A 12,717-nucleotide genomic window follows, 5' to 3' on the forward strand; every position below is an offset into this window, starting at 1 on the left:
CGAAGTCCCTCCGGGCCCGGTCACGCGCCGTACGGGTGAGAGCGGACCCGAACTCAGGTCCGGTGGGGCCCGGGGTGCGCCGGGAGGCGCTCAGACCCGGCCCCTGCACAGTTCGAGGAGCGTCATCGCGAGCGACGTGCCGGGCTTGCCGAGCGCATCCCTGTAGTGCCCGAGAACCTCCATCTCGCGCGAGAGATTGACGCGGCGCCCGCCCGAACTGATCCGGGCCTCCTGGATGACGGCCGACACGGCCATCCGTTCCTGTACGAGACCGATGATGCGGTCGTCGAGTGCGTCGATGCGGTCGCGTGCGCCCTCGATCACGTCAGCGGCCTCGGGGGTGCGGGCGCCGGTCTTGTCGGTCGTGGCGATGGTCATCTGGGGCTCCTCGTCGGATGTGGATCTCGGTGATCTCGGGATCTCGGCGGAATGCCCCGGAGCGGCAAGGCCCGGAAATGACAGAACGCCCCGGGCCTTGTCGGCCCGGGGCGCCTGGGAAGTCGCTTGTCAGTGGATCAAGCAGCTCGACCATGGCAGCCGGCGGGCCGGTTGCCATAGGTAAAGAGGAAGCTGAGGTGCTTGGTCACGTGACCAGTATGCCCCCACACGCGCATCCCTGGTCAACACGGGTTCCGCGGCTGCTCGGATGCTGAGACGTCCCGCGCCACCGCCCCGCGCCGCCGCGTGCGCGGGACGTGAGCGCGACCCGTGAGCGGGGCATGGCCTCGCAGTGTGGGGAGGTGCGGCGAGCGGGCCTCCGTCGGATGCGACGAAGGTGGTGGCCGCGAGCCCGTTAGAATCGACAAATACAGACCCCCTGCTCACGCACGAGCCCCAGCTCACGCTCAAGCTCACGCTCAACGCCGGAAGGCCGCCGCCGTGCCATCAGCGTCCCCCGCTGCCGCCGCCCCCGACACCGTTCTGGTCGTCGACTTCGGAGCGCAGTACGCCCAGCTCATCGCCCGCCGCGTCCGCGAGGCCCGGGTCTACAGCGAGATCGTGCCGAGCACCATGCCGGTCTCCGAGATGCTCGCGAAGAACCCCGCCGCGATCATCCTCTCCGGCGGCCCCTCGTCGGTGTACGCGGACGAGGCACCGCGCCTGGACCGCGCGCTCTTCGAGGCCGGCGTCCCCGTCTTCGGCATGTGCTACGGCTTCCAGCTGATGGCGACGACCCTCGGCGGCACCGTCGACAACACGGGCGCCCGTGAGTACGGACGCACGCCCCTGCACGTCTCCAAGTCCGGGTCGACGCTCTTCGAGGGCACTCCGGACGAGCAGTCCGTGTGGATGTCGCACGGCGACGCGTGCAGCGCGGCGCCCGAGGGCTTCACCGTCACCGCGTCCACGGACGTCGTGCCGGTCGCGGCCTTCGAGGACGACGAGAAGAAGCTGTACGGCGTGCAGTACCACCCCGAGGTCATGCACTCCACGCACGGCCAGCAGGTGCTCGAGCACTTCCTCTACCGGGGCGCGGGCCTGAAGCCCGACTGGACCACCGGCAACATCGTCGAGGAGCAGATCGCCGCGATCCGCGAGCAGGTCGGCAACAAGCGCGCGATCTGCGGCCTGTCCGGCGGCGTCGACTCCGCCGTGGCCGCCGCCCTCGTACAGAAGGCCATCGGTTCGCAGCTGACCTGCGTGTACGTCGACCACGGTCTGATGCGCAAGGGCGAGACCGAGCAGGTCGAGAAGGACTTCGTCGCGGCCACGGGCGTGCAGCTCAAGGTCGTCGACGCGCAGGAGCGTTTCCTGAGCGCGCTGGCCGGGGTCTCCGACCCCGAGCAGAAGCGGAAGATCATCGGCCGCGAGTTCATCCGCGTCTTCGAGCAGGCACAGGCGGAGATCGTCGCCGAGGCGCCCGGCGACCAGCCGGTCGAGTTCCTGGTCCAGGGCACGCTCTACCCGGACGTCGTCGAGTCCGGCGGGGGCTCCGGCACCGCGAACATCAAGTCCCACCACAACGTGGGCGGCCTCCCCGAGGACCTCGAGTTCCAGCTGATCGAGCCGCTGCGCCAGCTCTTCAAGGACGAGGTGCGGATGGTCGGTCAGGAGCTCGGCCTGCCGGACGAGATCGTCCAGCGCCAGCCCTTTCCGGGCCCCGGCCTCGGCATCCGCATCGTCGGCGACGTCACCAAGGAGCGTCTCGACCTGCTCCGTGAGGCCGACGCGATCGCCCGCGAGGAGCTGACCGCGGCCGGTCTCGACCGTGAGATCTGGCAGTGCCCCGTGGTGCTGCTCGCGGACGTGCGCAGCGTGGGCGTGCAGGGCGACGGCCGGACCTACGGCCACCCGATCGTGCTGCGGCCCGTCTCGTCCGAGGACGCCATGACCGCCGACTGGTCGCGTCTTCCGTACGACGTCCTGGCGAAGATCTCGACGCGCATCACGAACGAGGTCGCCGACGTCAACCGCGTCGTCCTCGACGTGACGAGCAAGCCGCCGGGCACCATCGAGTGGGAGTAGTCCCCAGGGTCTGACTTCCCAGGGCCTGACCCTGGGCTGCCGAGGTCCGCACGGGCCGACCAAGCTCTGAACGCCGGTGCCGCCGTCCCTCCCTGCAGGGCGGCGGCACCGGCGTTTCCTCATGTCCGCCTGGTCGTCCGCGCCGGCGCCCCCGGCTTCCACGACTGCACCGCCAGATACTTCCCGTCCTCGATGGACGTCCGGACCACCTCCGTCAGCTCCGTACGGAAGAGATGGAACGGCTCCGGCGGCTTGACCTCCCCGACATAGCGCGCGATGACCTCGGGGTCCTCGACCTCGATCGCACGCCCGGAGATCCGGATGTCGCCGCCGGCCATCTCCGTGTCCGGTCCCGGGTTCGCCTGGACCGAGAAGCGCGGATCGCGGCGCAGGTCGAGCGCCTTCATCGAGTTCGGCATCATGCCGAGCCAGAACTCCCCGTGCAGGAAACGGACTTCGAGCCCGGTCGTGCGCGGCGATCCGTCCTTGCGGAGTGTCGCGAGGACGTGGTGTGTGAACAGGCCGAACCGCTCCTCCGCGGTCCGAGCGAAGGCGGGTTCCGCTGCGCTGAAAGCTGCCCAGTTCGTCGTCATACGGCGAGTGTCCCGCCGATACCCGACACCTCCTGTCCTGTAAGGCGCGCCGGTTCAGGCCCGGCCTCGCGCCACGATTGCGCACTCTCTTCACAGGGAGCCCCTGTCTTCCTGCGCTGACCGGCGGTAACTTCCGCTCCGTACAGCCAGGGATGGAGGACACATGCAGGCGCCCACACCGATACCCGTCGAGCGGTTGCAGTTCGCGATGCCGCCGGTGCACGACTCTTTGGCGGACGAACGGCGGTACCGCAAAGAACGGCTCGCCGGGGCGCTGCGGGTCTTCGGACGGCTCGGATACGAGGACGGGGTGTCCGGGCACATCACCGCGCGGGACCCCGAGCACGAGGACTGTTTCTGGGTGAACCCCTTCGGGATGCCCTTCAAGCACGTCACCGTGGGCGATCTGGTCCTCGCCAACGCGGACGGGCAGGTCGTCGAGGGCCGCCATCACGTGAACCAGGCCGCCTTCACCGTCCACGCGCAGGCGCACCTGGCGCGGCCCGACGTCGTCGCCGTCGCGCACTGCCACTCGCTGCACGGCCGCGCCCTGTCCACACTCGGCGAACTCCTCGATCCGATCACCCAAGAGTCCTGCGCCTTCTACGAGAGCCATGCGCTGTACGACGGCTACACGGGTGTCGTCGTGGACTCGGACGAGGGCCGGCGGATCGCCACCGCGCTCGGCGACCACAAGGCCGTCATCCTCCGCAACCACGGGCTGCTCACGGTCGGCGATTCCGTCGACGCCGCCGCCTGGTGGTTTCTCACGATGGAGCGCTCCTGCCAGGTCCAGCTGAGCGCGCGTGCCGCGGGCCGTCCGATCCTCATCGGTCACAAGCAGGCGGTGGCGACGCGCGAGCAACTCGGCAGCGATCTCGTCGCGTGGATCAACTACCAGTCCATGTGGCAGGACATCAGCCGCAGCGAACCGGATCTCCTTGCCTGAGCCCGGCTCTGAGCCGTCAGCCCCCGCCGTCAACATGCGTACGGGTAAACCACCCCCGCTGACCTGACCCGGGGGACCTGATCGTCTTCCAGTACGGCACAATCCCCTTTCATCGCAAGGAAGTTCACGTTTCGGTGCTCGAACGAGGGCGGGGAAGGCGGCGTACGCGGTGGCGGTGCAGGAGGCGCGCGACGGCGCACACGGGGGCGGCTGCACATGTGGTGGCTGCCCGCACGGTGCGCGCGAGGGACATCGGCGTGCCGTGGCCGCCTTCCTCGCCAAGCGCGACGAGCTGGCGGCCGGACAGGGGCTGCCCGCTGCGGTCGCCCACTCGGCGGGCGCTTCCCGGCAGTGGGTGTCGGACGAGCTGACCCAGTCCGCTCGCGCCGTCGCCGAACGCGGCCGGGCGGACGGTGAGGCCTGGCTCGGCCTGCTCTGGCGCCGCACGGCCGCCGTGGTCTGGGTGGCCGTGGGCGTGCTGCTCCTGGTCCAGGCGCTCACCGCGATCGGCACCGGGTGGACCCTCGCCCGGACCGCCGGGCTACTCGCGGCCGTGGTCGTCGGTGGACTGCTGACCGGCGCCGGATACGCGCACCGGGCGCGCGGCGGCATCTTCGCGCCGTTGATCGGGGAGGACAACCGCCTCTCCACGTCCCGCGCGGTGGCCGCCTGTTGGGTCCTCCTCGTCGTCTTCGCCGTGCTCGTCCTCGTCGGCCAGCTCGCCGGGGTCTCGGGACACCGCGAGCGGGACGAACTGATCGCCGGGCTCGACCTCGCCCGCGCCGCCGGCGCCGTGACGGTCCTCGCCGTGACCTGCGGGGTCGCCGTGCTCGTACGCCGCGTGGTCGGCCTGCGCGTCCTCGGCCAGCGGCTGCAGAAGGTGCCCGCCGACCGGCCTCGGGCCGCCGATCTGCTCACCGACGACGCGGGCCGCGGCAGCTTCGCGGACGCGCAGTACGTCCTGGTCAGCGCCGTCGCCATGGTCTTCGCCGCCGTACGCCTCGCGCGGCGTCCAGAACAGCTGCCCGACCTGCCGTGGGGTCTTGCCCTCCTCGTGCTGGTGTCGGCGGCGACGTACCTCGCCGGCAAGTACGCCGAGGGCGGCCGGCCGGTGATCCTCTCCGTGGTGCGCGCCCGAGAGGCAGGCGATCTCGACGCCCCCATCCGCACGGGTGACGACATCGAGATCCGCGGCGCCGGATTCGTGCCCCCCGGCGCGCAGACCGCCGACCGTCTCGCCCGGATGGTCGTTCGCATCGGAACCGTGCACGTCCATGTGCCGCTCGTCCCCGTGCCGGGCGGGTTCACCAACCCGACCGACGCGACCCTGACCGTTCCTGTCCCGGTCGACGTGGAGCCGGGGAGCGTCGACGTCCAGGTGATCACGGCCGCGGGCGTGGAGACGAACCGCTGCACGATCGACGTCACGGACTGAGTGACGAACCGACCAATGAACCGGGCGACGAACCAGGCCATGAACCAGGCCATGAACCGGCCGACGGACTGAGCGCCCCGGCCCGGCTTCGGGTCGGGCATCGCGAATTCGGTGCAAGCCACTGAGCAGGGCCCCCTCTTCGTACGTATCGTCAGATGACGGGTAACCGGGCGACGCGGGTCAACGGGAGAGGCGGCGAGAGCGATGGCTCACGGCATGCGGACCGACAGCCACACCAGCTACGTCAGAAGCAGCGGCTGGCGGGAGAGCGCTTCCCGATACGCCCTGCTCCCGCTCCGGATCTTCCTCGGCGTCACCTTCATCTACGCGGGCCTGGACAAACTCACCGACAGCGCCTTCATGTCGGCCAGCGGGGCCGGTTCCATCGGCGAGATGATGGAAGGCGTCCGCGACATCTCCGCCCTCCCGGCCCTCGTCGACCTCTCCCTCAAAAGCCCCGTCGGCTTTGGCTATGCCATCGCCCTCGGTGAGCTGGCCGTCGGCATCGGCACCCTCGTCGGCCTGTTCGCCCGGATCGCCGCGCTCGGCGGCGCGCTGATCTCGCTCAGCCTCTGGCTGACCGTGAGCTGGTCCACCGAGCCCTACTACTACGGCAACGACCTGGCCTATCTGATGGCCTGGCTCCCGCTGATCCTCGCGGGGGCGTCCATCCTCTCGGTCGACGCCATGATCGCGACCCGGCGCAGGCACACGTCCGGACTCGGCTGACCCCCACTGCTGACCGCAGGCCGCAGGCCGCAGACCGCAGCCCTCTGACCCCTGACCGCCGACCGGGCCTGGGTGGGTCCGGCCGGGGCGGTGGCTAGGCGTCCGTGGAGTTGTCGGCCGAGCGGTCCGCCGTGCGGGCGGCGGGCCGGCCACGTATGCCGTGGGACACCGCTGCCGCCGCGCCCCCGAGCAGCAGACCCGCCAGCAGGAGCGGGAAGGCCACGAACCACGGTGTGTCCCAGATGCCGCCCGCATCGCCCCCGTACGCGATCGCCGCTATCAGCAGGAACAGGCCCAGGACCAGCTTGCCGGGATGGAACTCATGACGTAGCACGGGCCACCTCCACCTGTCCGATGCCCACTTCGACGTGCAGCTCGAGCGTGCCGCCGTCCTTGCTGCCCGCGACCGGGTCCAGCGTCACCGACTTCTCCTTGCCCGGAGCGATGTCCACGTCTCCCTTGTGGTCGTCCGGCAACTGGATGTCGCCGACGCCCACTTCGATGTGCAGCTTCACCGTGCTTTCCTCCGGCACGATCACCTTCAGCTGCCCCGCTCCCACCTCGGCACCGGTGCCCAGGGTCTGTCCCTTGCCGGGGTCGGCACGGGTCAGGTCGAGTGTGCCGACGCCCGTCCCCATCTCATACCGGGGCTGGACCTGCTCCGCCGCGGCCGGCTTCCACTGCGTCTCCGACCAGGTGGTGCTGATGTCCTTGGGCAGCGCGGCCGCGCCGGCGAGCAGGGCTGCCGTGATCACCGCGAAGACGATCGAGCCCACGCCCGTGCGCCCGAGGAAGGCACTGAGGGCGATGCCGATGCCGAACACACCGAGCGCGAGGGCGAGGCCGGTCTGCAGGCTGGTGCCGAGCGACTGCTCCTCCCACGTGAGGACGATGCCGAGAGTGCCGGCGAGCAGCGCTCCCAGGAAGACGGAGCCGCCGATCCACCGCGGACCCTGCGGCTTGGGCCGGGGAGCCGCCTCGGGGGCACGCGGCCGTGGCCGCCCGTGCGGCGGATCGGGCTGATACTCGACGGCCACTCCCTCGGGCCCCCAGAAATAGCCCGAGATCCCGTCGTGTGTGCCGTCCTTGACGATCGGGTCCCGCCACCACGAGGGGGCGCCGGCCACCGGCGGCGCCTTCGCCTCGGGCGGGGCGTCCGCCACGGCCTGGGCCGCCACCGGGTCGGGGTCGGTCGTGCCGCGCTGCTGCGACCAATACCCCGCGCCCGCGAGGAGCAGGGCGAGGACGGCCGCGAAGGTGAGTGCACCGCCGTTGTTCAGCAGGGAGAGGAAGACACCGCAGCCGACGAGCGCGAAGAGCACGGCCGTCAGGGCCTGGCCGTCGACCCGGCCGGAGAGGAGCCTGCGCGCCTCGTTCTCCTCCTCGTCATCGAACGGAACGAAGAGCCACGCGAAGCCATAGAAGACAAGGCCGAGGCCGCTGGTGACAGAGAGGAGCGCGAGCCCGATCCGGAAGATCACCGGATCCATGTCGCAGTGCTGACCGAGCCCCGCGCACACGCCGCCCAGCTTTTTGTGCCGACGGTCGCGGCGGAAGGCCCGCACGACCATCGGCCCACCCGGCTCCTGCGCCGTGGCGGAATGGGGATCGCGCGGCGCGGCCTGCGGGCCCGTCCCGGCGGGCTGCTCGTCTGTCATGTGTCCATGGTGACGGGCCGGAGGCCGCCGCGGCAGTCGGGACAACCCTGGCCGAACCCTGAGATCGTCCCTGACACGGCCCTGGCCCGGCCGCCCCGCCCCGCCGTCCGGGTCGGAGATCAGGGACGTCTCGGGGGTCGACCCTGATGCCCGCGCCCGCGTACGCGTGTGAATATCGGAGACATGCCGGAAGCCGCAGCAGTATCCATCGAAGACGAGCGGCCGCTGCGAAAGCTCTATCGCAGCGGTGACGGCCGTTGGCTCGGCGGTGTCGCACGCGGCCTCGCCGGTCACCTCGGGCTGCCCGTCGTCTGGGTGCGGCTGATCTTCGTCGGCCTGTTCATGGCGGACGGGCTCGGCGCGCTGCTGTACGCGGCGTTCTGGTTCTTCGTGCCGCTGGGCGTCGGCGGCGTCGACGCCCAGCGCCCGCCCTCCGCGGTCACCGCCGAGACGTCGCCCGACGGGCGCCGCAGACTCGTGGCCCGCAAGCCGGACAAGGGCCAGCTCGTCGCGCTGCTCGCGATGGTCGTCGTCGCCATGGTCTTCGTCGGCAACGTCGACCTGGGCAGCTCGACCAAGGCCTACCTCTGGCCGACCCTGCTCGTCGGCGCCGGTGTCGCCCTGGTCTGGCGGCAGGCCGACAACGCCCGCCGGGCCCGCTGGATGGCCGTCGGCCGCCGCAGGCGCACGCTCACCATCGCCCGCGCGGGGGCCGGAGTGCTGCTCGTCGGCGCCGGTGTCTCCGGCATCGTCGTGCTGCAGGGCTCCACCTCGCACCTCAGTTCCGTGCTGCAGGCCGCGCTCGCCGTGCTCGTCGGCGTCGCGCTGCTCGCCGGCCCCTATCTCGTGCGCATGATGCAGGACCTCTCCGAGGAGCGGCTGATGCGTATCCGCGCCCAGGAGCGGGCGGAGGTCGCCGCCCATGTGCACGACTCGGTCCTGCACACCCTGACCCTGATCCAGCGCAATGCCGAGAACGCCGGCGAGGTGCGCCGCCTGGCCCGCGCGCAGGAGCGGGACCTGCGGCAATGGCTCTACAAACCGGAGGGCACGGGCAAGGACGAGGCGGACGAGCCCGACACCCTCGCCGAAGCGGTCCGGCGCAATGCCGCGGAGGTGGAGGACAAGCACGGCGTCCCCATCGAGGTCGTCATAGTCGGCGACTGCCCGCTGGACGACCCGCTCACGGCGCAGATGCAGGCCGCGCGGGAAGCAATGGTGAACGCCGCCAAGTACGGTGGCGACGGCGGTGCGGTGCAGGTCTTCGCCGAAGTCGAGGGGGAGACGGTGTTCGTGTCCGTCCGGGACCGTGGCCCCGGCTTCGATCTGGATTCCGTGCCGGACGACCGCATGGGCGTACGAGAATCGATCATCGGCCGTATGCAGCGCAACGGCGGCACGGCGCGGCTGCGCGCGGTGCCGGGGGGCGGCACGGAAGTCGAGCTGGAGATGGAGAGGACGGCGACGACATGAGCGACGCGAGTGAGCCCAGGGGACCCAGGGGTGGATCGGACGGTGCGGCCGAGCCGTCCGCGGCCGAACCGAACACGCCGGCAGGGGCGCCCGAATCGGCTCAGCCCGCCGGTGAGGCAGGCGCCGCCGCGGTCGGTGACCCGGAGGGCCGCCGTGCGCGCGTCGTCCTCGTCGACGACCACCGGATGTTCCGCACGGGCGTCCAGGCGGAGATCGGCAGGACCGCGATCACCGGGGTCGAGGTCGTCGGAGAGGCCGCGGACGTCGACCAGGCGGTCACGGTCATCACCACGACGCGCCCCGAGGTCGTGCTCCTCGACGTGCACCTTCCGGGCGGCGGCGGTGTCGAAGTCCTGCGCCGCTGCGCGCCGTTGATGTCCGATGCCGAGCGTCCGGTGCGGTTCCTCGCGCTCTCCGTCTCGGACGCCGCCGAGGACGTCATCGGCGTCATCCGTGGCGGTGCCCGCGGCTATGTGACCAAGACGATCACCGGCACCGACCTGGTGGACTCCATCTTCCGTGTGCAGGACGGCGACGCGGTGTTCTCGCCGCGCCTGGCCGGGTTCGTTCTCGACGCCTTCGCGTCGACCGACGCGCCCCCGGTCGACGAGGACCTGGACCGCCTCACGCAGCGCGAGCGGGAGGTGCTGCGGCTCATCGCGCGGGGTTACGCGTACAAGGAGATCGCCAAGCAGCTCTTCATCTCCGTGAAGACGGTCGAGTCGCATGTGTCGGCGGTGCTGAGGAAGCTCCAGCTGTCCAACCGGCACGAGCTGACGCGCTGGGCGACGGCGCGGCGACTGGTCTGACGGTCCGGCCCGGGCCAGCGGTGCGCCCCGCCCCGGGTCAGCGGTTCGTGCCGTCAGGGGCCGGGGCGGGGCCCAGCCTCCGTATCGCCCAGCGGTAGTGGCCCACCGCCTTGACGACGCCTATGAGGCCCGTCAGCCACAGGATGAGGCCCGCGCCCATGCCGAGCGCGACGTCGCTGTACGAGTCACGGCCGGGCTCGGCGTAGGCGGCGGCCGCGAAGGACGCCCACAGGCCGAGCGCGCACACAGTGAGGGACGAGAGGAGCCAGCAGAGGCTGAGTCCGGGGGAGCGCAGAGCGGAGTCCGAGGCCGGGTGGCTGTCCAGCGCGAGCCAGCCATCGGTGAGTTCACGGATCTTCCGGTCGTTGCGGATGCCGATGACGACGCCGACCACCGAGGGAGCGAGGGCCCCGAGGCCCAGGACCGCGCAGATCGGGCCCATCACGAAGGCCAGCGGATCGTGGTCCTCGATCATCTCCAGCGGCACCGTCAGGAGCGCCCAGCCGATGGCGCAACCGAGTGCGAGCAGCCAGAGCAGCAGGATGCGGTGCACGCCCAGGCTTCGTCTGCGCAGGTCCTCTAGGGCCATGCCGCGGTCGTGCAGCAGCGCGTTCCGGTCCGGCCAGGTGCGCAGGTAGACAGGTGGCGGAGGGGGCGGCAGCGTACGGCGGGGCATGCCCTGACAGTACCTGCGGGCTCGCCGCCCCCTCACGCCACCGCTCAGCCCCCGCGGGGCCTGCTCACGCCACCCGCGCGGCCCCCGCGAACGGCATCTGGCTGATCGGTGCGAGGCGGACCGGTGCGCTCGGGTTCGGGGCGTGGATCATCTGGCCGTTGCCCACATAGATGCCGACGTGGCTGATGCCCTGGTAGAAGAAGACCAGGTCGCCGGGCCGGAGTTGGGAGCGCGGGACGCGTTCTCCCGCGGCGATCTGCGCGTACGTCGTGCGCGGCAGGTCGACACCCGCCGACCGGTAGGCGGCCTGGGTGAGCCCCGAGCAGTCGAAGGCGTTGGGCCCGGTGGCGCCCCACACGTACGGGCTGCCGAGCGCCTTGTAGGCGTACGAGACCGCCGCTGAGGCACGGGAGTTGTCAGCCTTGGCCGGGACGTCCGAGACGCCGTCGCGGCCCGCCGTACGGGATGCCCTGTCCTCGCCCGTGAGCTCCGCGCGCTGGTCGGCGGTGAGCTGTGACAGGAGCCGCTTGGCCGCGTCGAGCTTTCCGTTGACCGTCTTCTTGTGCTTCTTCAGCTCCGCCTGGCGGGACTTGAGGTGTGTGAGGGTGTCGTCGGCCTCGTCACGCAGCTGGTCGATCTCCCGGAGCTGCTTCCGCACACCGGTGACGGTCGCGGCCTGGCGGCTGTCCGCCCGGTCGGCGAGCGCGGCGCGCTCGAGGTACTGGTCGGGGTCGGAGGAGAGCGCGACCTGGACGGACGGGGCGATGCCGCCGGTGCGGTACTGTGCCGCCGCCAACGAACCGAGCCCCTCGCGTGCGGAGTTGAGCTTCTCCGTCTTGCGGGCCGCCTCGTCGCGCAGCTCTCCCAGGGACTTCTCGGCGTTCTCGGCCTTCTCCTTGGCGCCGTTGTACTTCTCGGTGGCGACCTCGGCCTCGCGGTAGAGCGCGTCGACCTTGGACTTCACCTCGGCCGGGCTGGGCCGCGGATCCGCGTGTCCCGTGCCGTCGAAGACGGTGGCTGTGGCGGCCCCGGCGAGGGCGATGGTGGCGGCGGTACGGGCCGTATGGCCACTGAGCGAGCGCTGTTTCGGCTTGCGGTGCGCTGCCACGAAGGGGGCTCCTTAAGGTTCCGGCGACGGCCCGCACAGGGGGAGCGGACCGCCACCGGATTCTCGGCGGTGGTGTCCGACTGCCGCCCCTGGACCGGGCGGCGGTGGGGAGCCGGTCACCTGACGAAGGACGCTAAACCTGACCGTCACGGGTTGGTGACGGATTGTGCGCAACTGGCGGAAGTGTGCGGACAGGTGACTCTTTGCGACCGCGCGATCCGCTGGGCCGCACGCCTTCGCGTACGCCTGTGACCGATGCGGAGCTTGTGGCCCACCTGGCTACGGAGCGGTGATACGGCCCCGGCTAGGCTCCGGACCATGGACGTTCTCACCCATCTCTTCGTCGGCCTGCACATCATCGGCATCGCCTCCCTCCTGGGCGGCTTCCTCACCCAGATGAAGCAGATGGGCCAGGGCACGGCGCGCTTCAGCCCCGCGATGCTGCACGGCGCGCTCACGATGCTCGTCACGGGCGTGGTCCTGGTGGGTCTCAACCAGGCGGACGACAACCCCGTCAACAACGTCAAGATCGGCATCAAGATGGCCGTCCTGATCGTGATCCTCGCGTTGGTCTACGTGAAGCGGGACGAGGAGAAGGTGGACAAGGGGATGTTCGGCGCCGTCGGGCTGCTGACCGTCGCGAACATCTTCATCGCGGTGCTGTGGACCTGATCTCCACCCTCACCCGGGCACCTTCATAGGAAGCGGCCCCCACCATAAGAAGCGGGGGGCCCCCCCCGCGGGGGGGGGGGGGGGGGTTGGGTGTGTGGGGGTCTGGAGGGCGGGGTGGGGGGGGGTGGTTTTGTTTGCAGGGGGTGGTA

At 70.9% G+C, this 12,717-nt stretch carries 13 protein-coding genes; 7 read left to right on the forward strand and 6 right to left on the reverse strand.

Translation table 11 applies throughout. From position 1 onward, the window contains the following. Window positions 1-90: 90 nt before the first annotated feature. Window positions 91-420, reverse strand: a complete 330-nt coding sequence (locus AB0E78_RS27015; RefSeq protein ID WP_361837762.1) for a chorismate mutase — start codon at window positions 418-420, stop codon at window positions 91-93. 459 nt (window positions 421-879) lie between these two features. On the opposite strand from AB0E78_RS27015, the gene guaA reads away from it, so the two are divergent. Beyond that, the gene (gene guaA / locus AB0E78_RS27020; protein ID WP_361837345.1) at window positions 880-2,466 is read left to right on the forward strand and encodes a glutamine-hydrolyzing GMP synthase; all 1,587 of its coding nucleotides are present in this window, start codon (window positions 880-882) and stop codon (window positions 2,464-2,466) included. A 119-nt stretch (window positions 2,467-2,585) separates the two neighbouring features. Here guaA and AB0E78_RS27025 read toward each other — a convergent pair whose 3' ends face one another. Next, window positions 2,586-3,059 (reverse strand): pyridoxamine 5'-phosphate oxidase family protein, encoded by a 474-nt coding sequence (locus tag AB0E78_RS27025; RefSeq protein ID WP_361837347.1) that lies wholly within the window; start codon window positions 3,057-3,059, stop codon window positions 2,586-2,588. A 163-nt stretch (window positions 3,060-3,222) separates the two neighbouring features. Between AB0E78_RS27025 and AB0E78_RS27030 the strand changes: the two genes are divergently transcribed. The 3 genes from AB0E78_RS27030 (at window position 3,223) to AB0E78_RS27040 (ending at window position 6,172) form a co-directional block, all read left to right on the forward strand. After that, window positions 3,223-4,008, forward strand: a complete 786-nt coding sequence (locus tag AB0E78_RS27030) for a class II aldolase/adducin family protein (RefSeq protein ID WP_361837350.1) — start codon at window positions 3,223-3,225, stop codon at window positions 4,006-4,008. Window positions 4,009-4,177: 169 nt separating this feature from the next. Next, window positions 4,178-5,443: a hypothetical protein gene (locus AB0E78_RS27035; RefSeq protein WP_361837353.1), complete on the forward strand. Its 1,266-nt coding sequence runs from the start codon at window positions 4,178-4,180 to the stop codon at window positions 5,441-5,443. 204 nt (window positions 5,444-5,647) lie between these two features. Next, on the forward strand, window positions 5,648-6,172 hold the full coding sequence (locus AB0E78_RS27040; protein WP_361837356.1) for a DoxX family protein: 525 nt from the start codon (window positions 5,648-5,650) through the stop codon (window positions 6,170-6,172). A gap of 94 nt (window positions 6,173-6,266) precedes the next feature. Here AB0E78_RS27040 and AB0E78_RS27045 read toward each other — a convergent pair whose 3' ends face one another. Continuing rightward, window positions 6,267-6,506 carry a hypothetical protein gene (locus AB0E78_RS27045; protein WP_361837359.1) on the reverse strand — a complete coding sequence of 80 codons (240 nt, stop codon included), beginning with the start codon at window positions 6,504-6,506 and terminating at the stop codon, window positions 6,267-6,269. Continuing rightward, window positions 6,493-7,830 carry a PspC domain-containing protein gene (locus AB0E78_RS27050; protein WP_361837362.1) on the reverse strand — a complete coding sequence of 446 codons (1,338 nt, stop codon included), beginning with the start codon at window positions 7,828-7,830 and terminating at the stop codon, window positions 6,493-6,495. Before AB0E78_RS27050 ends, AB0E78_RS27045 begins: the two co-directional genes overlap by 14 nt. Window positions 7,831-8,013: 183 nt before the next feature. Between AB0E78_RS27050 and AB0E78_RS27055 the strand changes: the two genes are divergently transcribed. Beyond that, a complete protein-coding gene (locus AB0E78_RS27055; protein ID WP_361837365.1) occupies window positions 8,014-9,303 on the forward strand; it encodes a PspC domain-containing protein in 1,290 nt (429 codons plus the stop codon). Next, on the forward strand, window positions 9,300-10,112 hold the full coding sequence (locus AB0E78_RS27060) for a response regulator transcription factor (protein WP_361837368.1): 813 nt from the start codon (window positions 9,300-9,302) through the stop codon (window positions 10,110-10,112). The genes AB0E78_RS27055 and AB0E78_RS27060 overlap by 4 nt, the downstream gene beginning before the upstream one ends. Window positions 10,113-10,149: 37 nt before the next feature. On the opposite strand, the gene AB0E78_RS27065 is transcribed toward AB0E78_RS27060, so the two are convergent. Both AB0E78_RS27065 and AB0E78_RS27070 read right to left on the reverse strand, forming a co-directional pair. After that, window positions 10,150-10,788: a hypothetical protein gene (locus AB0E78_RS27065; protein ID WP_361837370.1), complete on the reverse strand. Its 639-nt coding sequence runs from the start codon at window positions 10,786-10,788 to the stop codon at window positions 10,150-10,152. A 64-nt stretch (window positions 10,789-10,852) separates the two neighbouring features. Next, on the reverse strand, window positions 10,853-11,896 hold the full coding sequence (locus AB0E78_RS27070; protein WP_361837374.1) for an NlpC/P60 family protein: 1,044 nt from the start codon (window positions 11,894-11,896) through the stop codon (window positions 10,853-10,855). Window positions 11,897-12,214: 318 nt separating this feature from the next. On the opposite strand from AB0E78_RS27070, the gene AB0E78_RS27075 reads away from it, so the two are divergent. After that, window positions 12,215-12,568, forward strand: a complete 354-nt coding sequence (locus AB0E78_RS27075; RefSeq protein ID WP_361837377.1) for a hypothetical protein — start codon at window positions 12,215-12,217, stop codon at window positions 12,566-12,568. The last annotated feature ends 149 nt before the right edge of the window (window positions 12,569-12,717 follow it).

It is taken from the genome of Streptomyces sp. NPDC032198 (genome assembly GCF_040636975.1).
In the GTDB taxonomy this organism is placed as follows: domain Bacteria; phylum Actinomycetota; class Actinomycetes; order Streptomycetales; family Streptomycetaceae; genus Streptomyces.

Coding starts and splice junctions, on each gene's coding strand:
- AB0E78_RS27040 (WP_361837356.1), top strand. CDS start 5,648: ATGGCTCACGGCATGCGGACCGACAGCCACACCAGCTACGTCAGAAGC.
- AB0E78_RS27050 (WP_361837362.1), bottom strand. CDS start 7,830: ATGACAGACGAGCAGCCCGCCGGGACGGGCCCGCAGGCCGCGCCGCGC.
- AB0E78_RS27060 (WP_361837368.1), top strand. CDS start 9,300: ATGAGCGACGCGAGTGAGCCCAGGGGACCCAGGGGTGGATCGGACGGT.
- AB0E78_RS27030 (WP_361837350.1), top strand. CDS start 3,223: ATGCAGGCGCCCACACCGATACCCGTCGAGCGGTTGCAGTTCGCGATG.
- AB0E78_RS27065 (WP_361837370.1), bottom strand. CDS start 10,788: ATGCCCCGCCGTACGCTGCCGCCCCCTCCGCCACCTGTCTACCTGCGC.
- AB0E78_RS27055 (WP_361837365.1), top strand. CDS start 8,014: ATGCCGGAAGCCGCAGCAGTATCCATCGAAGACGAGCGGCCGCTGCGA.
- AB0E78_RS27075 (WP_361837377.1), top strand. CDS start 12,215: ATGGACGTTCTCACCCATCTCTTCGTCGGCCTGCACATCATCGGCATC.
- AB0E78_RS27025 (WP_361837347.1), bottom strand. CDS start 3,059: ATGACGACGAACTGGGCAGCTTTCAGCGCAGCGGAACCCGCCTTCGCT.